Source organism: Ruegeria sp. AA3 (assembly GCF_056542905.1).
The window spans coordinates 206,537-226,361 of sequence record NZ_JBQGAQ010000005.1 but is presented as its reverse complement, the minus strand read 5'-3'; the positions used below and the strand labels follow the sequence as shown (position 1 = coordinate 226,361).

The 19,825-nt window shown below is 56.6% G+C and carries 21 protein-coding genes; 16 read left to right on the top strand and 5 right to left on the bottom strand.

The window, feature by feature from the left end; genetic code table 11:
- Positions 1-42: 42 nt before the first annotated feature.
- From cobU to ACR0JR_RS11260, 4 genes are read left to right on the top strand one after another with little or no spacing between them, the layout of a single operon-like run.
- Positions 43-564, top strand: a complete 522-nt coding sequence (gene cobU, locus ACR0JR_RS11275; RefSeq protein ID WP_480456212.1) for a bifunctional adenosylcobinamide kinase/adenosylcobinamide-phosphate guanylyltransferase — start codon at positions 43-45, stop codon at positions 562-564.
- A complete protein-coding gene (locus ACR0JR_RS11270; protein ID WP_480456210.1) occupies positions 561-1,139 on the top strand; it encodes a histidine phosphatase family protein in 579 nt (192 codons plus the stop codon). The genes cobU and ACR0JR_RS11270 overlap by 4 nt, the downstream gene beginning before the upstream one ends.
- A gap of 58 nt (positions 1,140-1,197) precedes the next feature.
- Positions 1,198-2,082, top strand: coding sequence for a glutathione S-transferase (locus tag ACR0JR_RS11265; protein ID WP_480456209.1), 885 nt, complete (start codon positions 1,198-1,200; stop codon positions 2,080-2,082).
- Between the two features lie 48 nt (positions 2,083-2,130).
- The gene (locus ACR0JR_RS11260) at positions 2,131-3,645 is read left to right on the top strand and encodes a YifB family Mg chelatase-like AAA ATPase (RefSeq protein WP_480456207.1); all 1,515 of its coding nucleotides are present in this window, start codon (positions 2,131-2,133) and stop codon (positions 3,643-3,645) included.
- On the opposite strand, the gene gshB is transcribed toward ACR0JR_RS11260, so the two are convergent.
- The 3 genes from gshB to rsmI all read right to left on the bottom strand — a co-directional run bounded on the left by gshB (position 3,642) and on the right by rsmI (position 5,866).
- Entirely contained in the window at positions 3,642-4,574 is a 933-nt protein-coding gene (gshB, locus tag ACR0JR_RS11255; protein WP_480456206.1) for a glutathione synthase, read from the bottom strand. The two genes, ACR0JR_RS11260 and gshB, sit on opposite strands and share 4 nt — an antisense overlap.
- 61 nt (positions 4,575-4,635) lie before the next feature.
- Positions 4,636-5,004, bottom strand: coding sequence for a YraN family protein (locus ACR0JR_RS11250; protein WP_480456205.1), 369 nt, complete (start codon positions 5,002-5,004; stop codon positions 4,636-4,638).
- 4 nt (positions 5,005-5,008) lie between these two features.
- Positions 5,009-5,866: a 16S rRNA (cytidine(1402)-2'-O)-methyltransferase gene (gene rsmI / locus ACR0JR_RS11245; RefSeq protein WP_010442870.1), complete on the bottom strand. Its 858-nt coding sequence runs from the start codon at positions 5,864-5,866 to the stop codon at positions 5,009-5,011.
- Between the two features lie 87 nt (positions 5,867-5,953).
- On the opposite strand from rsmI, the gene ACR0JR_RS11240 reads away from it, so the two are divergent.
- Genes ACR0JR_RS11240 through murJ form a run of 3 tightly spaced genes read left to right on the top strand, consistent with a single transcriptional unit; the run spans position 5,954 to position 11,443 of the window.
- Positions 5,954-7,126, top strand: a complete 1,173-nt coding sequence (locus tag ACR0JR_RS11240) for a penicillin-binding protein activator (protein ID WP_010442869.1) — start codon at positions 5,954-5,956, stop codon at positions 7,124-7,126.
- On the top strand, positions 7,086-9,905 hold the full coding sequence (locus ACR0JR_RS11235) for a [protein-PII] uridylyltransferase (protein ID WP_480456204.1): 2,820 nt from the start codon (positions 7,086-7,088) through the stop codon (positions 9,903-9,905). The genes ACR0JR_RS11240 and ACR0JR_RS11235 overlap by 41 nt, the downstream gene beginning before the upstream one ends.
- On the top strand, positions 9,902-11,443 hold the full coding sequence (murJ, locus tag ACR0JR_RS11230; RefSeq protein ID WP_480456203.1) for a murein biosynthesis integral membrane protein MurJ: 1,542 nt from the start codon (positions 9,902-9,904) through the stop codon (positions 11,441-11,443). The genes ACR0JR_RS11235 and murJ overlap by 4 nt, the downstream gene beginning before the upstream one ends.
- Positions 11,444-11,450: 7 nt before the next feature.
- Here the strand turns inward: murJ and ACR0JR_RS11225 are convergent, their stop codons facing one another.
- A complete protein-coding gene (locus tag ACR0JR_RS11225) occupies positions 11,451-12,137 on the bottom strand; it encodes a rhomboid family intramembrane serine protease (RefSeq protein WP_480456202.1) in 687 nt (228 codons plus the stop codon).
- Positions 12,138-12,223: 86 nt separating this feature from the next.
- Between ACR0JR_RS11225 and trpS the strand changes: the two genes are divergently transcribed.
- A complete protein-coding gene (gene trpS / locus ACR0JR_RS11220) occupies positions 12,224-13,252 on the top strand; it encodes a tryptophan--tRNA ligase (RefSeq protein WP_170474329.1) in 1,029 nt (342 codons plus the stop codon).
- Between the two features lie 62 nt (positions 13,253-13,314).
- Here trpS and ACR0JR_RS11215 read toward each other — a convergent pair whose 3' ends face one another.
- Positions 13,315-14,364, bottom strand: coding sequence for a Leu/Phe/Val dehydrogenase (locus ACR0JR_RS11215; RefSeq protein ID WP_480456201.1), 1,050 nt, complete (start codon positions 14,362-14,364; stop codon positions 13,315-13,317).
- Between the two features lie 129 nt (positions 14,365-14,493).
- Between ACR0JR_RS11215 and ACR0JR_RS11210 the strand changes: the two genes are divergently transcribed.
- The 8 genes from ACR0JR_RS11210 (at position 14,494) to ACR0JR_RS11175 (ending at position 19,783) form a co-directional block, all read left to right on the top strand.
- The gene (locus ACR0JR_RS11210; protein ID WP_010442863.1) at positions 14,494-14,946 is read left to right on the top strand and encodes an Lrp/AsnC family transcriptional regulator; all 453 of its coding nucleotides are present in this window, start codon (positions 14,494-14,496) and stop codon (positions 14,944-14,946) included.
- 67 nt (positions 14,947-15,013) lie between these two features.
- The gene (locus tag ACR0JR_RS11205; RefSeq protein WP_480456200.1) at positions 15,014-15,877 is read left to right on the top strand and encodes a branched-chain amino acid aminotransferase; all 864 of its coding nucleotides are present in this window, start codon (positions 15,014-15,016) and stop codon (positions 15,875-15,877) included.
- 73 nt (positions 15,878-15,950) lie between these two features.
- Positions 15,951-16,406 carry a universal stress protein gene (locus ACR0JR_RS11200; protein WP_010442861.1) on the top strand — a complete coding sequence of 152 codons (456 nt, stop codon included), beginning with the start codon at positions 15,951-15,953 and terminating at the stop codon, positions 16,404-16,406.
- An 8-nt stretch (positions 16,407-16,414) separates the two neighbouring features.
- Positions 16,415-17,008: a DsbA family protein gene (locus ACR0JR_RS11195; protein ID WP_480456199.1), complete on the top strand. Its 594-nt coding sequence runs from the start codon at positions 16,415-16,417 to the stop codon at positions 17,006-17,008.
- A gap of 69 nt (positions 17,009-17,077) precedes the next feature.
- Positions 17,078-17,641, top strand: a complete 564-nt coding sequence (locus ACR0JR_RS11190; RefSeq protein WP_170474317.1) for a NifU family protein — start codon at positions 17,078-17,080, stop codon at positions 17,639-17,641.
- A complete protein-coding gene (gene tsaB / locus ACR0JR_RS11185; protein ID WP_480456198.1) occupies positions 17,631-18,221 on the top strand; it encodes a tRNA (adenosine(37)-N6)-threonylcarbamoyltransferase complex dimerization subunit type 1 TsaB in 591 nt (196 codons plus the stop codon). The genes ACR0JR_RS11190 and tsaB overlap by 11 nt, the downstream gene beginning before the upstream one ends.
- On the top strand, positions 18,218-18,637 hold the full coding sequence (locus tag ACR0JR_RS11180; RefSeq protein ID WP_480456197.1) for a GNAT family N-acetyltransferase: 420 nt from the start codon (positions 18,218-18,220) through the stop codon (positions 18,635-18,637). Before tsaB ends, ACR0JR_RS11180 begins: the two co-directional genes overlap by 4 nt.
- A gap of 147 nt (positions 18,638-18,784) precedes the next feature.
- Positions 18,785-19,783: a BMP family lipoprotein gene (locus ACR0JR_RS11175; RefSeq protein ID WP_010442856.1), complete on the top strand. Its 999-nt coding sequence runs from the start codon at positions 18,785-18,787 to the stop codon at positions 19,781-19,783.
- The last annotated feature ends 42 nt before the right edge of the window (positions 19,784-19,825 follow it).

Here is a 19,825-nt window from a genome sequence, read left to right as displayed (position 1 = left end):
ACGCAGGGCAAAACCGGTTGGATCACCAGAAAGGTAATAAAAGTGCATGCCGATTTAACCTTTATCTTGGGCGGCGCGGCATCCGGAAAATCCCTTTTTGCGGAACAAACTGTTGTTTCCACAGGTAAAAATCGCATTTACCTCGCAACATCACAAGTGTTTGATGACGAGATGCGCCTAAAAATCAGGCACCATATTGCACAACGAGGCAGCGGGTGGACGACGATTGAAACACCATTCGATCTGACGCCAGAACTCGCAAAACTGACGCGGGATCAGGTTTGCCTGATCGACTGTGCGACCATGTGGCTGACAAACCACCTGCTCGCTGAGAACAATCTTAACGAAGCGCAAACCAAACTGCTGAACGCGTTGAAAACCTGTTCAGCGCAAATCGTTATCGTCTCGAACGAAGTCGGCCACGGCATCGTGCCTGACAATGCGCTGTCCCGTCGGTTCCGCGAGGCACAGGGGCGCCTGAACATAGCACTTGCTGCACAGGCGGATCGGGTGGTGCAGATCACGGCCGGGCTACCAGTGGTTCTAAAGGGACCACCCCTGTGACCCGGCTACATTTGGTACGGCACGGCCCGACACATGCCAAAACCATGGTAGGCTGGTCCGATCTGCCCGCTGACTTGAGTGATCACGCTGCAATCAGCCGTCTCGAAACGCACCTTCCCTCCAATGCCGTCGTGATTTCATCGGATTTGTCACGCGCCGCCGACACGGCCAGTGCAATTCAAGGCACACGCCAGCGTCTACCGCACCATGCCGATCTTCGCGAAATCAATTTTGGCACATGGGAGTTGCGCCCGTTTGCAGAGATCGAGGCTGAAGACCCCGAGCTTTGCTTTGCATACTGGGACAATCCCGGAGATGTCAGACCCCCAGATGGGGAAAGCTGGAATGAAGTCCGCGCACGGGTCGATGCGGTAGTTGATACCTTGATTGCCGACAATTCAGGGCGCGATTTGGTAGTGGTCGCGCATTTCGGCGTAATCCTGACTCAAATCCAACGTGCCTTGGACGTGGATGCGCAAGAGGCGTTCAGTCACCGAATCGATAATCTTTCGGTTACCGAGATTACACGCCACGAAACTGGCTGGTCGGTGGGGCGGATCAATCACCGTCCGTGATAGGACTGCGCACAAATCACTGATTTACGAACGCGCATCGACCCTGCATCGTCGGCGCATGACCCATGACCTCTTTATCGGCGACCGGTTGTTTTCAAGCTGGTCCTTGCGCGGATGGCTGATGCTCGAAAAATTCGGCCTGCCCTACCGCACCCACATGATTGGCCTCTACTCCGGGACGATGGCAGCGGATATGAAGCCACTGGCACCAGCACGTCTGGTACCAGCATTGCGGCTACCCGATGGAACTGTGGTCGGTGAAAGCCTCGCCATGGCAGAGACTTTGGCCGAACATCACCCTGATGCCGGACTTTGGCCAACAAAGCCGGCAGCTCGTGCAACGGCCCGGTGGCTTTGTGCTGAGATGGTCGCCGGTTTCACAGCTCTGCGGGGGCAATGCCCCATGCAGTTGAAATATCGCTGGGAAGGTTTCACCCCCTCTAAAGATACGCTGGTGGATCTGCAGCGGATCGAAACACTCTGGGCTCATGCTCGGAGTATTTCGGGTGCCGAGTCGGGCCCTCTGTTTGGTGCTTACTCGTTGGCTGATGTCTTCTATACTCCGGTTGCAGCACGGATTATCGGCTACGACCTACCCGTGACTGAGGCGAATCGCACCTACTGCATGGACCTGCTTTCAGACATATCCGTTCGGCAATGGCGTGCCATGGGCATGACCATTGAGTATGATCCCTTTCCCTATCCACAAAACCTTACCGCCCATAACTGGCCGATTGGCGAGAACTCGAAAGCGGCAACCGTCAGTACCGGTCCATCCATTAACTCCGCCTGTCCCTACTCCGGAAAACCAGTGAGGGATTATCTTGAACTCGAAGGCAAGGTTTGGGGCTTTTGCAACACGTTTTGTCGGAACAAAACTGTTGCCGACCCTGGTGCTTGGCCAAAATTTACTGCGATGATCGGTGGCGTTAACGATTCCTAAACCGCAGCCATGGCAGCAACGTCCTGTTAACCAAAAAACAGGATTGCCATGGTCGCCCGCGCCCACACCGTCGCTTTTCAAGGGGTCGATGCCCGCCCGGTCGAAGTGCAATGCGCCGTTTCTCCGGGCCTTCCTGCGTTTTCCATCGTTGGATTACCGGACAAGGCGGTCTCTGAGGCGCGGGATCGGGTGCGCAGCGCACTGAGCGCGATGGCCATCGCTCTGCCCTCGAAACGGATCACAATCAACCTGTCGCCCGCCGATTTGCCCAAAGAAGGCAGCCATTTCGACCTGCCTATCGCAGTTGCCTTGCTTACTGCGCTAGAGATCATTCCTGCGGACGCCGCAGAGGGTGCCGTCGCTTTGGGAGAATTGTCGTTGGACGGCTCGCTTGTTCCGGTTGTCGGAGCGTTGCCCGCCGCCATGACGGCTGCTGCTGAAGATCGTAGCTTGGTTTGCCCCAGCGCCTCTAGCTCGGAAGCCGCTTGGGTAGATGCCACGCAAGTGATCGGTGCTGGCTCATTAGGAGATGTGGTGCGGCACTTCACCGGCCAATCCGCGTTGCCCGCCGCGACACCGGGCGAGGTCAGTCTTTCGCCCAGCGCGCGTGATTTGCGAGATGTAAAAGGGCAAGAACGCGCTAAACGGGCCTTGGAAATCGCCGCCGCGGGGCGGCATCACCTGATCATGATCGGGACACCCGGTTCGGGGAAATCCATGCTGGCGGCGCGCCTGCCAGGAATATTGCCACCGCTGACGCCGGTCGAAGCGCTGGAAACTTCGATGATCCAATCGCTTTGTGGGTTGTTGGACGAAGGCGGCATCAGCCGTGCCCGACCGTTTCGAGAACCACATCACACCGCCTCAATGGCGGCTATCGTCGGTGGGGGGAAAGGTGCAAAACCCGGTGAAATCTCATTGGCGCATAACGGCGTTCTTTTCATGGACGAGTTCCCCGAATTCCCGCGCACCGTTCTGGAAACATTGCGACAACCGATTGAGACCGGCGAAGTCATGGTCGCCCGCGCCAACGCCCATGTGAAATACCCATGCAGGTTTATGCTGGCGGCCGCTGCCAACCCCTGCAAATGTGGATACCTGACCGATCCGTCCCGTGCCTGCTCACGCGCACCGGCTTGTGGCGAGGATTATCTGGGCCGCATCTCAGGGCCACTGATGGACCGGTTTGACCTGCGTATCGAAGTACCCCCTGTAGGTTTTACCGATCTCGATTTGCCACCTTCGGGCGATAGTTCAGCCGCTGTGGCTGCGCGAGTTGAAGCTGCGCGCGCTGTTCAAGCTGACCGGTTTCGCGACACCCCAGAGACCCGTCAAAACGCGGATGTCGAAGGTAACCTATTGGAAGAAATCGCCGCGCCAGATTCCGAAGGCAAGGAGTTGCTTCTAAAAGCTGCCGAGCGTTTCGGCCTTTCGGCCCGCGCCTTCCACCGTATCCTGCGGGTCGCCCGCACCATCGCCGATCTCGATGGAGAGCCGGACGTGCGCCGCCCCCATGTCGCCGAGGCGCTGAGCTTTCGCATCAGCGCAAAGGCAGGGGCTTAAAACTTGGCCTCAATCGCCTGCCAGATTTTTTCGGCAATATTCAAAGCGTTGAACCGCTCAAGCTCCTGAATGCCGGTGGGTGACGTGACATTGATCTCGGTCAGGTAGTCGCCAATCACATCGATTCCGACAAAGACCTGTCCACGTTCTTTCAACAACGGCCCAATTGCAGCGCAGATTTCCATATCGCGGTCAGACAGGCCGATTTTCTCAGGGCGCCCACCCACATGCATGTTCGAGCGGGTTTCACCCTCGGCTGGAACGCGGTTGATGGCCCCCACCGGCTCGCCATCCACGAGGATGACACGTTTGTCGCCGTTTCTTACATCCGGCAAAAACTTCTGTGCAATCAACGGCTCACGCGAGAAACCCGTGAACAACTCATGCAGCGATGTCAGGTTGCGATCATTCGCATCAAGGCGGAACACACCAGCACCCCCATTGCCATAGAGCGGCTTGAGGATGATATCGCCGTGTTTCTCTTTGAACGCTTTGATGGTGTGCAGATCCCGCGCAATTGTGGTGGGCGGCGTCAGTTCAGGAAAGTCCAAAACCAGCAGCTTTTCCGGATAGTTTCGCACCCAAAACGGGTCATTCACCACCAAGGTCTGCCCCCGGAGACGGTCCAGCAAATGGGTCGAAGTGATGTAGTGCATGTCGAACGGAGGGTCTTGCCGCAACCAGACCACATCGAAATCAGCTAGATCCACTTCGCGTTCTGGCCCCAGAACAGCCGGGTCGCCAGCGACCCTTTGCACTGTCATGTCGTGCCCGCGCGCAGTGACTTTGCCCTCCTGATACGCCAATTGATCCGGGCCATAGAAAAAAAGCTGGTGGCCGCGGGCCTGAGCCTCTTCTGCCAAACGAAACGAGCTGTCGGCATTGATATCCACGGCCCCGATCGGGTCCATTTGAAAGGCGATTTTCATGGTCTATCCCTCAATTCCACGCCTGATACATGGCGCAGAGACTCGACGGGTTCAATGGTGATCAATTCATACCGAAGGCGTTTTCGATGATTTGAACAGTTCCGGTATCATCCACCAAAGCGGCGTCAAAGCGCGTGTTTGTCAACTGCCCGCCGGGTTCCTGTTCAAGATACTGCGCAGCAGATGCACAAATTCGATCCATCTGTCGACGGTTGATGCGAGCGGCGGCGGCTTCAAAACTGCGGCTTTTCTTGACCTCAACGAAGACCAACCCATCCGCATTGCGCGCAATCAAATCAATCTCGCCACCTGCGCCGCGCCATCTGCGTTGCGCGATTGAATACCCACGGCGCTCGTATTCAGTGGCAACGCAAAACTCTGCCGAACGTCCGGCGTGATATGAAACCGAACCCCGAACAGATCGCCGCATGCTTTCATCCTTTTCCCAGTTTCAGGGCCTTCTGATAAATCGGACGGCGCGGCAGGCTGAACATCTCTGATACCAGATCTGCTGCATCCCGTACCGAATGCGTTTCCAAGGCTCTTATCAAGGCCTCTTCTACGTCGGTTTCCTTAACAGATTGCGAATGGGCGCGATCTACAAGTAAGACAACTTCGCCCTTGACGGATGCATCCTGATACTCGGAGGCAAGATCCGCCAACGTCCCTCTTCGGGTTTCTTCAAACTTCTTCGTCAATTCTCGGCAGAGCGCCGCCTGGCGCTCACCACCCAGCACTGCGGCCAGATCCGCGAGACAACCCGCCACACGCTTCGGCGATTCGTAGAAAACCAGCGTTCCGGGGACACTACGCAGCGCCTCGATTCGCGAACGCCGCGCGCCAGAAGCATTGGGCAGGAAACCGGCAAAGAAGAAGGCGTCGGTCGGTAGACCGGCCAATGTCAGTGCGGTCAATACGGCAGACGGGCCCGGTGCACAGGTCACGTTATGCCCGGCCTCGGCTGCTTGACGCCCCAGATCATAGCCGGGATCGGCAATCAGGGGCATTCCGGCCTCGGATGCATAGGCAACCGATTGCCCCTGCGCGAGCGCCTCAAGGATCTTGCCACGTGCGCCAGCTCCGCTGTGATCGTGATAGGCCAAAATACGACGCCCCTCGAGCGGCACGCCATGAATTTCCATCAACCGACGCAGACTACGGGTATCCTCGGCAGCGATCATGTCTGCCGAGGCCAGCACATCCAAAGCCCTGAGCGTAATGTCGCGCGCTGTCCCGATTGGAGTGGCGACAAAATACAGCCCTGCGGCCAATCTGATCTTTTGGAAATTCAAAGCTGGACCCTCACAGCGTGACGTTTATTATCGCGGATCAATAGACCAAGGTGCCCTCAGACGCCGGATCAGGGAGTTTTCTTTTAGATGTTTACCGTTTGCAAGCCCGCACGCAAACTGGCGAAATCCGCCATCGCTCTGGCTACGGCCGCATTCCTCGCTGCTTGTGATGCCGGAGGCTTGGGTGGAGGTCCTTCGATCAACGCCTCAGACCCGGTCCCGGTTGCGCTTCTGGTGCCAAGCGGATCGCCTCAATCTGGTGATGCCGCCCTTGCGCGAAGCCTTGAGAATGCCGCACGTCTGGCGATCGCGGATTTGCCGAACGTCAAGATTGACCTGCGGGTATATGACACGGCTGGAAATGCAGGAACAGCATCGAGTGTCGCACAGCAAGCCGTTGCGGATGGGGCTAAGATTATTCTTGGTCCAGTATATGCGCAGGCGGCCAATGCGGCGGGCCTTGCTGTTCTAAGCAACAACGTCAACGTGCTGTCCTTCTCGAACAACACCAGCATTGCGGGCGGCAATGTTTATGTGCTCGGGCCCACATTCCAAAACACGGCCAACAGGCTCGTGAACTACGCCGGACAGCAGGGTAAGAACAATACTGTCATAGTGCATAGCAATGACTCGGCAGGCCAGTTGGGCCGGTCTGCCATTGCCACTGCGCTCAGCAACAGCCGCGTCAATAATGCGGGTACCGTTGGATATGACCGATCTCAGCAGGGAGTGATCGATTCGGTTCCGACCATCAAGGCGACAGTCGACTCTACTGGTGCAGATTCGATCTTCTTGACTGCGACGACGGCGGGCGCACTGCCCCTCTACAGCCAATTGCTACCAGAGGCAGGCGTTTCACCAGCAACAACGCAATATATCGGCCTGACGCGCTGGGACATCCCGGCACAGACGTTGGAATTACCAGGTGTCCAAGGCGGATGGTTCGCGCTACCTGATCCTGCAAAGGCACAGGCATATCGCCAGCGGTACAACAATACCTATGGTGAAGCACCGCACCCGATCAGCGGGCTTGCCTACGATGGGATTGCCGCCATTGGCGCGTTGGTGAGCCAAGGCAAATCCGATGCCCTGACTGGGGCGGCTCTGACCCAAAACGCCGGATTTCAGGGTGTCGGTGGTATCTTCCGCCTGCGACCTAACGGTACGAATGAACGCGGTCTGGCAGTTGCCACGATCCAGAACAAACAGGTGGTTGTGATTGACCCTGCCCCACAAAGCTTCTCTGGCGCCGGATTCTGAGCGACTGGCGCTGGCCACCGCGTCTAAAGACGACCTGATCTGTTCAGCCGACGAGATTTTTGACAGCGTTTCCGTCGATGCCAGATTGTCCGATGCAATTAAAAACAGCTCGGACAACGCTGCGCTGCGCGCAGAAACAGTGCGTATTCTGCGAGACGCCCAAAAGGCTGGACGCAAGGCGATTTCCGATTCATTTTCACAGCGCCCATTCGACGCACGCCCTCTGACACATTCTTATACCTATCTGACGGATCAGATGGTGCGGACCGCAATGCGGGTCGCAACCGAGCATTTGCACCCGCTCGCCAATCCTACTCGTGGGGAAAAAATCGCCGTATTGGCGGTCGGAGGCTATGGCCGGGGTGAAATGGCTCCCTCCTCCGACGTGGACCTGCTGTTTCTGACGCCCTACAAAATCACCGCCTGGGCCGAGAGCGTGATCGAATCCATGCTCTACATCCTCTGGGATTTGCGACTGAAGGTCGGGCATTCTTCGCGTACGATCAAAGACTGTTTGCGCTTGGGTGCAGATGATTTCACCATTCGCACCGCCATGCTGGAGCAGCGTTATCTCGTCGGGGATCAGACGCTTGCGCAAGAGCTTGAAGAACACCTGAAAAGCGAGCTGTTCAAGGGTACTGAGCGGGAATTTATCGAAGCCAAGCTGAAGGAACGGGATGAGCGGCACCTGAAACAAGGTGAGCGCTATATGGTTGAGCCCAATGTCAAAGAAGGCAAAGGCGGCCTGCGCGACCTGCAGTCGCTCTACTGGATCGCAAAATATATCTACAGCGTGAAAGATGTTGCCGAACTGGTCCCGATGGGTTTGTTCACACCGGAAGAGTTCGGTGAATTCGTTCAGGCCGAAGAATTCCTTTGGGCAGTCCGGTCGCATCTGCATCTGGTGACCGGTCGCGCGACAGAACAGCTGACTTTCGATCTGCAGGTCGAGGTGGCGGATCGCATGGGCTACGAAGACCGCGCGGGTCGGCGCGCCGTCGAAGTATTCATGCAGCGGTACTTCCGCGAGGCGACACGTGTGGGCGAGTTGACCCGCATATTCCTGACCAAGCTGGAGGCGTCCCATATGAAGGGCGCGCCGTTACTGGAACGCATTTTTCGCCGTCGACGTCGGATCAAGGCCGGGTACAGGGTTGTTCATGGCCGTCTGGATATCGCGGACCCCGACAAATTCCTGTCAGACAAAGTCAATCTGCTGCGGCTGTTTGAGGAAGGCCTGCGCACAGGCATGTTGATCCACCCTGACGCCATGCGTTTGGTTACGGCAAACCTGAACCTGATCGACGAAGACATGCGCAACGACAAAGAGGCGCGGCGCATTTTCCTTGATCTGATGCTGAAACACGGCAACCCCGAACGGGCCCTGCGCCGAATGAACGAGTTGGGTGTACTGTCGGCCTTCCTGCCCGAGTTCGAACACATCGTAGCGATGATGCAGTTCAATATGTATCACAGCTATACTGTGGACGAACACACGATCCAGTGCATCGTAAATCTGGCCCAGATCGAACGCGGAGAGCTAATCGAAGAGCTGCCGCTGGCGTCCTCGATCCTTGAGCGAAACGTCAATCGCAAGGTCTTATACGTTGCCTTGCTGCTACACGATATTGGGAAGGGGCGGCCTGAAGATCACTCGATCCTCGGCGCTCAAATCGCTCGCAAGGTGGCGCCGCGTCTGGGACTGAACAAGGCAGATTCCGAAACCGTGGAATGGCTGGTGCGATACCATCTGTTGATGTCCGATATGGCACAAAAGCGCGATATTTCTGATCCGCGCACAATCCGCGACTTCGCCAAAGCGGTTGAAACAGTAAAGCGATTGGATTTGCTCACGGTGCTGACGGTCTGTGACATTCGTGGTGTCGGGCCGAATACCTGGAACAACTGGAAAGCCACATTGCTGCGCGCCTTGCACGCAGACACCAAGCGCGCGCTGGAATCCGGCATGGAGGTTCTCAATCGTGCCAACCGTGGCGCAGAGGCGAAAAAGCAGTTGCGCGCTGAGTTGGAAAACTGGTCCAAAGCCGATCTGAAGACTGAAACCGGGCGCCACTACGATCCTTATTGGCAAGGGTTGAACCTTGCGACCCATGTCGAATTTGCGGAGATGCTGAAATCTCTCGAAGACAGCGGTGACCCCGCGGCGGTCGAGATTCGATTGCATCCGGATGAAGATCGCGACGCGACCCGCGCTTGCTTTGCCATGGGCGACCACCCGGGTATCTTTTCTCGGATAGCCGGGGCGCTGGCTCTGGTTGGGGCCAACGTTGTGGATGCACGCAGCTATACGACAAAAGACGGTTATGTGACGGACGCATTCTGGATACAGGACGCCGAAGGCCATCCGTTCGAAGCATCTCGCCTTCCGCGTCTGACCCAGATGATCCACAAGACGCTGAAGGGTGAAGTGGTGGCAAGGGATGCCCTGAAGTCACGCGACAAGATCAAAAAACGTGAGCGCGCCTTCAACGTCCCAACACACGTCACCTTCGACAATGAAGGCTCGGAAATCTACACGATCATCGAGGTCGACACGCGTGATCGGCCCGGCCTACTTTATGATCTGGCCCGAACATTGGCGGCAGCCAATGTTTACATCGCGAATGCGGTGATCGCGACCTATGGCGAACAGGTGGTTGATACATTCTACGTCAAGGATATGTTTGGTCTGAAATACCATTCTGAGGCCAAGCAGCGTGGCTTGGAGGCCAAGCTTCGTAATGCCATTGCCGAAGGTGCGGAGCGGGCCGCCTCATGAAGCCGATCCGCCTGATCTCGGGCTTTTTCACCGTTGGCTTCTGGACCCTCGCCAGCCGTATACTGGGTTTCCTGAGGGAGATTCTGCTGACCGCCTTAATCGGCCCGGGCCCGGTTATGGATGCCTTTGTCGCAGCGTTCCGCCTGCCCAACATGTTCCGCCGCTTCTTTGCTGAAGGGGCATTTAATGCAGCCTTTGTGCCAATGTTCTCGAAACGCCTGGAGGGCGATGAGAACGCAGAGGGCTTTGCGCAGGACGCATTCAATCTGTTGGCGGTGGCTGTGCTGGCCTTGGTCGGGTTGGCGATGGTTTTTATGCCCGGCTTGGTCTGGATTACCGCTGAAGGTTTTTACGGAGACGAGCGCTTTGATCTGGCAGTGGACTATGGATACGTCGTGTTCCCCTACATCCTATTCATGTCTCTTGCCGCGTTGTTTTCCGGTGTTTTAAACGCGACCGGCCGATTTGCGGCCGCCGCTGCTGCACCAGTGTTGCTGAACATCTTCGCCTGTTTCGCATTGATCTTTGGAGCCATGTCGGGAGGGGACGTGATCCGTTGGCTGATCGCAGTCATCCCAGTCGCTGGTGTCGCACAGCTTGCTCTGGTCTGGGTTGCGACTGAGCGCGCCGGTATTTGTATACGGCCGGGTTGGCCGACGCTTAGCCCAGAAATGCGGCGTATGGTGCGGATCGCTGTGCCAGCGGCGCTGGCCATGGGGGTGACGCAGGTCAATTTGGTAGTGGGGCAGCTTGTAGCTTCCAAAACCGAAAAAGCCATCAGTTGGTTATTTGCAGCGGATCGTTTGTATCAGCTGCCTTTGGGAGTGGTCGGAATCGCAGTTGGCATCGTATTATTACCTGATCTATCGCGCCGTTTGCGCGCAGATGACAAAGACGGCGCCCGCAACGCGTTTTCTCGGGCCGGTGAGTTCACATTGCTTTTGACGCTACCCTCAACGGTTGCCTTTCTCATCATTCCTGGCCCATTGGTCTCGGTTCTGTTCCAACGCGGCCAGTTCAGCGCCGAGGATACGGCAGCGACCGCTCTTGCCGTCTCTATCTATGGCATCGGGTTACCTGCGTTCATGTTGCAAAAACTGTTACAGCCGCTGTTCTTCGCCCGCGAGGATACAAAATCACCGTTTAGATACGCCGTGTTTGCGATGGCGGTGAATGCCGGGCTTGCCTTTGGCCTGTACCCCGTCGCCGGTTGGATTGCGCCCGCGATCGCAGCCTCGACCGCTGGTTGGGCGATGGTAGCTTTGCTGGCAATCGGCGCGCGGAGGATGGGGGACGCGGCACGGTTTGACGACCGATTCAAACAGAGAATCTGGCGGATCGTGGCCGCCTCGGCGGGCATGGGCGTTGTGTTGTTTGCTGCGATCCACTTGTTTGGATGGGCGTTTGGCATACCCGGCTGGCGCTACCTGGCGCTATTGATGCTCATCGTTACAGCAGCAATTGCCTATTTCTTGTTGGGCCACGTCTTCGGCGCGTTTAGGCTTTCGGAATTCCGAAATGCACTAAAACGAGGCTGAATTTGCACTAATCACGCCTTGTTTTGCTAAGAATACGCGCCCAACCGCCCGGAGCCAGAAAGAAAGACAAGCCGAACCCGGTGGCAAATCCACCTAGATCGGCAACCCAATCCGACGTGCCGCCGAAGATCAAGCCGAACAGCAGCTGAATCCCCATAAGAACCGCAATCAAGCTGAAAGCGCGGGATTGGTTTTCGCCGACCAGTGAAAGCTTACGCCACAGCAGCCACGTGAACGCGCCGATCAGACCATAGACCGGAGGGAACCCGCCAACCAGGGGATAGGGCAGGTTCAGCAGCACCGCGTAAGCCAGCGCTCCGCCTACGCCAGACAGCACGAAAATGATCAGCATGGCGACACTGCCAAAGACCTCGGCAACCATCTTACCCATCGCCAGCACAAACACGCAGACAAACACAGCTTGCGTGAAATTGGCCTGGACAAAGGGATAGGTGACAAAGCGGATTACATGTTCGAACGGCCAGCGCCCGTTCTGGACCATCCAATCGAAGATATCGGGTGAAAACGTATATTGCTGCAGCGCATCCAGCCGCCAACCAACAGCTGTCGGGCCACCGACCAACCCGCGGCTGCCCAGCATGAAGACCAGTTCAATCCCGATGATGAACAGAACCAGCGCCACCACAACTGGCGGCAGAGGGTTCACGGGCGGTGTATAATGCTCACTGCTCATTGGGCTGGCCTTTCACGGCTGTTGACGTCCCTTTGCCTCATGGGTAAGCGACGGGGGCTGATTTTTCCAGACAGGAGTTTCCTTCGATGACCGAGACCCAATTCACGCCGCGCGTGTTTTCCGGCATCCAGCCTTCAGGAAACCTGCACTTGGGTAACTACCTGGGTGCACTCAAACGTTTCGTGGATATGCAGGGGCCGGAGTATGAGACCGTCTACTGCATGGTCGACCTCCACGCGATTACCGTCTGGCAAGATCCCGATCGCCTGCGCGAAAAAACCCGCGAAGTGTGCGCGGGGTTCATTGCTGCTGGCCTCGACCCTGAGAAATCTATCCTGTTCAATCAAAGCCAGGTGCCCGAGCACACTCAGTTGGCCTGGATTTTCAACTGTATCGCCCGGATCGGCTGGATGCAGCGGATGACGCAATTCAAGGACAAGGCCGGTAAGAATGCACAAAATGCCTCGCTGGGTCTGTTCGCGTATCCAGCGCTGATGGCTGCGGACATTCTGGTCTATCACGCGACCCATGTGCCGGTCGGTGAGGACCAGAAGCAGCATCTCGAACTGACGCGCGACATCGCAATCAAGTTCAACCATGACTATGGCGTCGATTTCTTCCCCGTGACCGAACCGGTCATCGGTGGCCCAGCGCCACGCGTGATGAACCTGCGCGACGGCTCGCGTAAGATGTCTTCCTCGGACCCGTCCGATATGACGCGGATCAATATGACTGACGATGCCGACGCCATCGCCAAGAAAATCCGCAAGGCCAAGACTGACCCGGATGCACTGCCCTCGGAAGTGAAGGGACTTGAAGAGCGGCCCGAGGCACGAAATCTGGTGAACATCTACGCTGCTCTTAGCGATCAGACTGCCGAGCAGGTTTTGGCAGAGGTCGGTGGCAAACAATTCGGTGAGTTCAAGCCGATGCTGGCTGAATTGGCGGTTGAGAAGCTGTCACCCATCTCCTCCGAGATGGCACGTCTGATGGGAGAAGAGGCTGAGATCGACCAGATACTTGCCCGCGGGGCTGAACGGGCGCGTGCGCTTGCCTCCCCGATCTTGCAAAAAACCTACGAGATTGTGGGCATGGTCGGAGCAGGCAAGTCCTGATGATCAGAACCCGATCTAGAAACGCCGCCCAGTCCGGGCGGCGTTTTTTGTTTGGCAGCCCATTATGCGGCCTTGGGGCGCAGCATTTCATGCACAATGGATTCAGCGACCTCATGCGGGCTAACCGCTTCGATCTTGGCCCTCGTTAGGATGCGATCCATCGTCTGCTCAAGCGCCTTTAATCTATCAGCGACCCAAGCTTCACGCTCTACTAAGCGCAGGATTTCTGTTGCCACATTTATGATGCCACCCCCGTTAGCGACAAAGTCGGGTGCGTAAAGAATGCCGCGCTGGTGAAGCAACTGCGCATCGCCAGCACTGGCCAACTGGTTATTTGCGCCCCCAGCCACGGCGCCGACCTGCAACAACGGAATGCTTGTTTCGTTAAGGATACCCCCGATGGCACAGGGGGCAAATATGTCGGCTTCAACACCATAAATTACATCGGGGGCCACAGCCTGAGCCGCATGCTGTTCAGCAACACGTGCCGATTGGCGGGCATCGATATCTGTGACGATCAACCGTGCGCCTGCATCATGAAGCAACTGACACAAATGCGCGCCTACATGACCAAGCCCCTGAACCGATATGGTCAGGCCATCCAGATCAGTTCGCCCAAAACGGTGCTGCGCAGCCACCCGGATCGCGTTGAATATTCCGCGCGCCGTGATGGGGGATGGATCACCGCTCGCAAATTCCCCGTCTGCCAGCCCTGCCACAAAGTCAGTCCGGGACCCGATATGGGCCATGTCAGCGGGCGTCATACCCATGTCTTCTGCGGTCCAGTACTGGCCGCTCAGGCTTTGCACCGCTTGACCGAAGGAACGCAGAAGATCGGGTGATTTATCGACGTGCGGGTCACCAATAATAACGGCCTTGCCACCCCCCAGAGGAAGATCAGCTGCAGCGTTCTTGAAGGTCATGCCCCGCGCCAATTGCAAGGCATCATTCAATGCCTCAGCGGCATGCCCGTAGGGGCGCATCCGCACACCGCCAGCAGCAGGACCGCGTTGCGTCGAGTGAATTGCAATATAGCCCAATAGACCAAGTGCGCTGTCCTTGAATTCGACCACGCGCTCGTAATCTGGCGCGTCTATGATGGTGATGTCCATTCTTCTCCTCCGGGCTACCCAGTGGAGTTTGCCATCTGTCGACGAGTGAATTTCACCTATTTATCGCTACCAGCAGAAGTATTTTAGGGGTATTCTTCAGCCAACTCAAAAATGATGGTGTTTTTCACTATGGATGACATCGACTCCAAGATAATCCGTGCCCTCCAGAATGATGGCCGCATGACTGTTATCGATCTAGCAGACCATGTCGGGCTGTCCCCGACACCTTGCGCGCGGCGCTTGGATCGATTGCAACGAGATGGGATCATCACCGGGTACGCCGCTCAGGTAGACCCCGAGCAGCTTGGCTTCGGCGTTACGATTTTTGTCTCTGTCGAGTTGGAGAAACAGGATCGCAGCGCCATCGATTCCTTTGAAAAGGCAATTCGGCGGTGTGATGAGGTGATGGAGTGCTATCTCATGACAGGCTCGCGTGACATCTTGCTGCGCGTCGTGGCCAAAGACCTCAACGCATTTGACGCCTTCTTAGAAAACCGACTGATGAAAATACAAGGCATCAGAAATCTGCGTTCAAACTTTGCCTTGCGCACCATGGTCAAACGTGAGTCGCTGCCTCTGTAACGCGGATAATCTGCTGGACCTTGCCTCGGCCCCAACCTAGGTTTCCCGAAGCTTGAGGGAGGGCGCAATGGCAGTCGGCAAAAACATCCGCACCTATTTCGAAGGTCAATGGCATGATGGGGACGCCCCGATCATGCGCGCAGCCGACCATGGCGCATGGCTTGGCTCGTCTGTATTTGACGGCGCCCGCTTCTTTGATGGAATGACCCCGGATCTGGATGCCCATTGCGCTCGGGTCAATTGCTCGGCCGAAGCTCTGATGCTAACGCCTTCGGTGACTGCGGAACAGATGGTCGAACTGGTTCAGGAGGGGCTACAAAGTTATCCAACAGATACTGCAGTTTACATTCGTCCTATGTATTGGGGCATCGACGGAGACCCAACCGCAATCATCCCCCAGGAAGACAGCACTGGTTTCGCCATTTGCCTGGAAGAAATCCCGATGGCGCCCGAATCCGCCTCGGCCACGCTGACGACAACCCGCTTCCGTCGCCCCGTTCTGGAATCTGCCGTGGTTAACGCCAAAGCGGGCTGCCTCTATCCGAACAACGCCCGGATGTTGCAGGAGGCGCGTAGCAAAGGTTTCTCAAACGCGTTGGTTGCCGACGCGATGGGGCACGTGGCGGAAACCGCAACCGCCAATATTTTCATGGTTCGCGATGGAGAAGTTTTCACCCCGATTCCCAATGGAACGTTCCTTGCCGGCATCACCCGGGCGCGACACATCAAGAATCTGCGCGCCGATGGGGTGAAAGTGCATGAATCTGTGCTGAGCTTTGAGGACTTTCACGATGCTGACGAAGTTTTCATGACCGGTAACATGAGCAAAGTGACCCCAATCACCGCGCTGGATGACACCCAGTATCAGGTGGGTCCAATTGCCCGTCGCGCACGCGAGATGTACTGGGATTGGGCTGCAAGCAATCGCTGATCGACTCCCTGCCCGTTTCAGTTGCCTCTGCGCATCCTGTGGGGCATGATCCCGAAAACAAACGAGGACAAACATGCGCAAGTTCCTAGTCGTTCTTGACGACAGCCGTGAATGCCTGAACGCCATGCGCTTTGCCGCAATGCGCGCGGCCCATACGGGCGGCGGGGTAACGGTTCTTTCGGTAATTCCGCCGGATGAATTCAACCATTGGATCGGCGTCGCTGAGGTGATGCGTGAAGAAGCACGCGAGCGTATTCACGCGCATTTTGAAGTGTTCGCCAAATGGATGCGTGACAAGCAGGGTGTCGAGCCCGAATTGGCCATTCGCGAAGGCGACCCGGTTCCTCAAATCATCGAACACGTCCAGTCCGACTCTGAAATTGGCGTTTTGGTGCTGGGCGCTGGCACTGACAAGAAGGGCCCCGGACCATTGGTAACCCAGCTAACCCGGAACTCTGGCAGTCTGCCTATTCCGGTCACTATTGTGCCCGGCGACTTAAGCAAGGAAAAGCTGGAAGCCATCACCTGAGGCACATTATGCCAGCAACATTGCAATTTTGGTTCGATTTCGCGTCGACCTATTCCTATCTCAGCGCTGTGCGCATCCAACAGGCGGCCGCAGAAAAGAGAGTCGCCGTGGAATGGCACCCATTTCTTCTGGGCCCGATCTTTGCTGAACAGGGATGGAACAACTCGCCGTTCAATCTGTATCCCGCAAAGGGCCGGTACATGTGGCGGGATATGGAACGGCTCTGTGCAGCGCGCGATCTACCATTTCAGCAGCCCAAAAATTTTCCGCAAAACAGCCTGCAAGCGGCGCGTCTGGCAATGGCAATCGGATCAACTAATCAACGTGGTGCATTTGTACGCGCAGTCTATTCTGCACAATTCGGAGCGGGACAAGACATCTCGGACCTCAGGGTTCTGGCGGAATGCCTTGCCAGTTCAGGCGTTTCGCAAGATGTGATGGAACAGATTGGTAGCCCCCAGAACAAATCCGCGCTGTTCGAACAGGTCGCTCGCGCCAAGGCTCTGCACATCTTCGGCGCACCAAGCTTTATCGCCAAAGATGAATTGTTCTGGGGTGACGACCGATTGGATGACGCGATTTCCTTTGTCGCATCAATTTAGAACGATTCCAAATCTTGACTTCCCCCGTCCGGACGCGCATATCAGATACACCTTAAACGGAGCCGCGCCATGTTTATCCAAACTGAATCCACACCCAACCCGGCAACTCTGAAGTTTTTGCCCGGTCAGACGGTTCTGGAAGCGGGTACTGCAGATTTTCCAAACGCTGAGGCGGCCGAGAAATCTCCGCTCGCCACTCGTATCTTTGGCGTCGCGGGTGTGACAGGAGTGTTCTTTGGCAATGATTTTGTCACGGTGACAAAATCCGATGATGTCCAATGGGATCACATCAAACCCGCCATCCTTGGCGCTGTAATGGAGCACTACCAATCCGGTCAGCCCGTCATGGGCGCAAACGTTGATGCAGGCGCAGGGCACGCCGAACATACCGGCGAAGACGCTGAAATTGTACACCAAATCAAAGATTTGTTGGACAGTCGAGTGCGACCTGCTGTAGCACAGGATGGCGGCGACATAACATTCCATGGCTTCGACAAGGGGATTGTTTATCTTCACATGCAAGGGGCCTGTGCGGGATGTCCATCGTCCACGATCACTCTGAAAATGGGTATCGAAAACCTGCTACGGCATTACATCCCGGAAGTGATCGAGGTTCGCCCCGTTGCGATCTGATCCAACCATCCTGGCATTCGACACATCGGCCGCGCATTGCGCGGCCGCTTTGTTGCAAAACGGTGTGATTGTTGCGTCCTGCGTTGAGCCCATGTCGCGCGGGCAGGCTGAGAGGTTGATGCCTTTACTGGAAGAGTTGTTGGAAGAGAACGGATGCAACTGGCGAGATCTTGATGCGATTGGTGTCGGGGTTGGCCCCGGAAACTTCACCGGGATTCGAATCTCGGTCTCGGCTGCCCGAGGACTGGCGCTTGGTCTGGACGTTCCCGCGGTCGGTGTATCGGGCTTCGATGCGTTGGCCGAGTTGGTCCCCAAAGGCCACTTACCTGCGATTCCTGCCCCGCGCGACCAAGTTTATTTGATGCCGGATGGGGCAGAAGCGCGACTGGTCACGCGACACGACGCAGAATCATTGGGCAGACTATATCTTTGCGATCAGCCTGATCGTCAGGTTCGCACTATTGCTCGATTGGCGTCGCGGCGTTTGGCCTCGACGCCCACTCCACCCGCGCCTTTATATGTTCGCCCTGCAGATGCCGCGCCTTCGCGCGACGTACCTCCGGTCTTGCTTGACGAATGACGCCACAGGAAATGGCTCATATCCATGCCGCCGCGTTCCATCAGAGCCGCCCCTGGGTTGCTGATGAGTTTGCCGAGCTTTTGGCAAATCGCTTCATCCATGCAATTGGGGACACAAGATCATTTGCGCTGGTTCAGGTGATTGCCGACGAAGCGGAACTACTGACGATAGCAACCCATCCAGATCACCAAAGGAAGGGATTGGCGCGAAAGATAATGGTAGAATTCCACGCCTACGCGGATCAGGCTGGGGCTTCGCGGGCGTTTCTGGATGTTGCCTCGGACAATGATGCGGCAATCGCTCTTTACGAAGCATGTGGATACGAAGCATGCGGTACACGCAAGCGCTATTACCTGCGCGAGAACGGTCCAAACGTCGACGCAATCGTCATGGAATGTCGTTTTCACAGCAATTAATCACTTTTTTAGACCATATGGTCAAATTTCTATTGACCGAAGCTGTTGCAAACAGCTTCAATTCCCGCCATCACAACATGTATGCTCGCTCTGAGTGGGTATCGGGGGATTCAGCCCCGGACCGATAATAGCCAACGGGAGTAACAAATGACCCTTATGAAATCTTTGATGGGCGCAGCCGCTGCGGTTGCACTGACAGCAGGCGCAGCCCTGGCAGAACCGGCCCTGATCTTTGATCTGGGCGGTAAGTTCGACAAGTCATTCAACGAAGCGGCCCATAACGGCGCGTCTCGCTGGGCCGAAGAAACGGGCGGCACATACCGCGAGATTGAGATGCAGTCCGAAGCACAGCGCGAACAGGCCCTGCGCCGTTTCGCCGAAGCCGGTTCGAACCCGATCATCACCATGGGCTTTGGCATGGCAGACCCGCTGGCCGCGGTTGCAGCTGACTACCCTGACACAACCTTTGTGGTGGTCGACGTGACATGGCTCGACGCCCCGAACCTGCGCCAGGTTGGCTTTGCCGAGCATGAAGGCTCATACCTAGTTGGCATGATGGCAGCGATGGCATCGAAGACCGGCACTGTCGGCTTCATCGGCGGTATGGACGTGCCACTTATCCGCCACTTTGGTTGCGGATACGCACAAGGTGCCAAAGCCGTGAATCCCGACATCAATGTTGTTGCCAACATGACTGGTACAACTCCGGCAGCGTGGAACGACCCGGTAAAAGGCTCTGAGCTGACCAAGGCACAAATCAGCCAAGGTGCTGACGTGGTTTACGCCGCAGCTGGCGGCACTGGCGTTGGTGTTCTGCAGACCGCCGCAGACGAAGGCATCCTGTCGATCGGCGTTGACAGCAACCAGAACCACTTGCACCCGGGTAAAGTTCTGACTTCGATGCTCAAGCGCGTTGACGTCGCCGTATATGAAGCGATGAAAGCGGGTGAGGACGTCGAAACCGGAGTATTCGTCATGGGCCTGTCCGAAGATGGCGTTGGCTATGCTATGGACGAAAACAACGCTCCGCTGGTTTCCGACGATATGAAAGCTGCGGTTGACAAAGCTCGTCAGGACATCATCGACGGCAATGTTTCGGTTGTCAGCTACTATGAGAACGACAGCTGCCCGGCACTGCAGTTCTGATAACACACGGGGCGAAGGGTTAACCTTCGCCCCGAATGCACT

Bases quoted from the DNA above. Each gene is read 5' to 3' on its own strand.
- ACR0JR_RS11265 (WP_480456209.1), top strand. From the start codon at position 1,198: ATGACCCATGACCTCTTTATCGGCGACCGGTTGTTTTCAAGCTGGTCC.
- ACR0JR_RS11260 (WP_480456207.1), top strand. From the start codon at position 2,131: ATGGTCGCCCGCGCCCACACCGTCGCTTTTCAAGGGGTCGATGCCCGC.
- gshB (WP_480456206.1), bottom strand. From the start codon at position 4,574: ATGAAAATCGCCTTTCAAATGGACCCGATCGGGGCCGTGGATATCAAT.
- ACR0JR_RS11250 (WP_480456205.1), bottom strand. From the start codon at position 5,004: ATGCGGCGATCTGTTCGGGGTTCGGTTTCATATCACGCCGGACGTTCG.
- ACR0JR_RS11240 (WP_010442869.1), top strand. From the start codon at position 5,954: ATGTTTACCGTTTGCAAGCCCGCACGCAAACTGGCGAAATCCGCCATC.
- murJ (WP_480456203.1), top strand. From the start codon at position 9,902: ATGAAGCCGATCCGCCTGATCTCGGGCTTTTTCACCGTTGGCTTCTGG.
- ACR0JR_RS11225 (WP_480456202.1), bottom strand. From the start codon at position 12,137: ATGAGCAGTGAGCATTATACACCGCCCGTGAACCCTCTGCCGCCAGTT.
- trpS (WP_170474329.1), top strand. From the start codon at position 12,224: ATGACCGAGACCCAATTCACGCCGCGCGTGTTTTCCGGCATCCAGCCT.
- ACR0JR_RS11215 (WP_480456201.1), bottom strand. From the start codon at position 14,364: ATGGACATCACCATCATAGACGCGCCAGATTACGAGCGCGTGGTCGAA.
- ACR0JR_RS11210 (WP_010442863.1), top strand. From the start codon at position 14,494: ATGGATGACATCGACTCCAAGATAATCCGTGCCCTCCAGAATGATGGC.
- ACR0JR_RS11205 (WP_480456200.1), top strand. From the start codon at position 15,014: ATGGCAGTCGGCAAAAACATCCGCACCTATTTCGAAGGTCAATGGCAT.
- ACR0JR_RS11200 (WP_010442861.1), top strand. From the start codon at position 15,951: ATGCGCAAGTTCCTAGTCGTTCTTGACGACAGCCGTGAATGCCTGAAC.
- ACR0JR_RS11195 (WP_480456199.1), top strand. From the start codon at position 16,415: ATGCCAGCAACATTGCAATTTTGGTTCGATTTCGCGTCGACCTATTCC.
- ACR0JR_RS11190 (WP_170474317.1), top strand. From the start codon at position 17,078: ATGTTTATCCAAACTGAATCCACACCCAACCCGGCAACTCTGAAGTTT.
- ACR0JR_RS11180 (WP_480456197.1), top strand. From the start codon at position 18,218: ATGACGCCACAGGAAATGGCTCATATCCATGCCGCCGCGTTCCATCAG.
- ACR0JR_RS11175 (WP_010442856.1), top strand. From the start codon at position 18,785: ATGACCCTTATGAAATCTTTGATGGGCGCAGCCGCTGCGGTTGCACTG.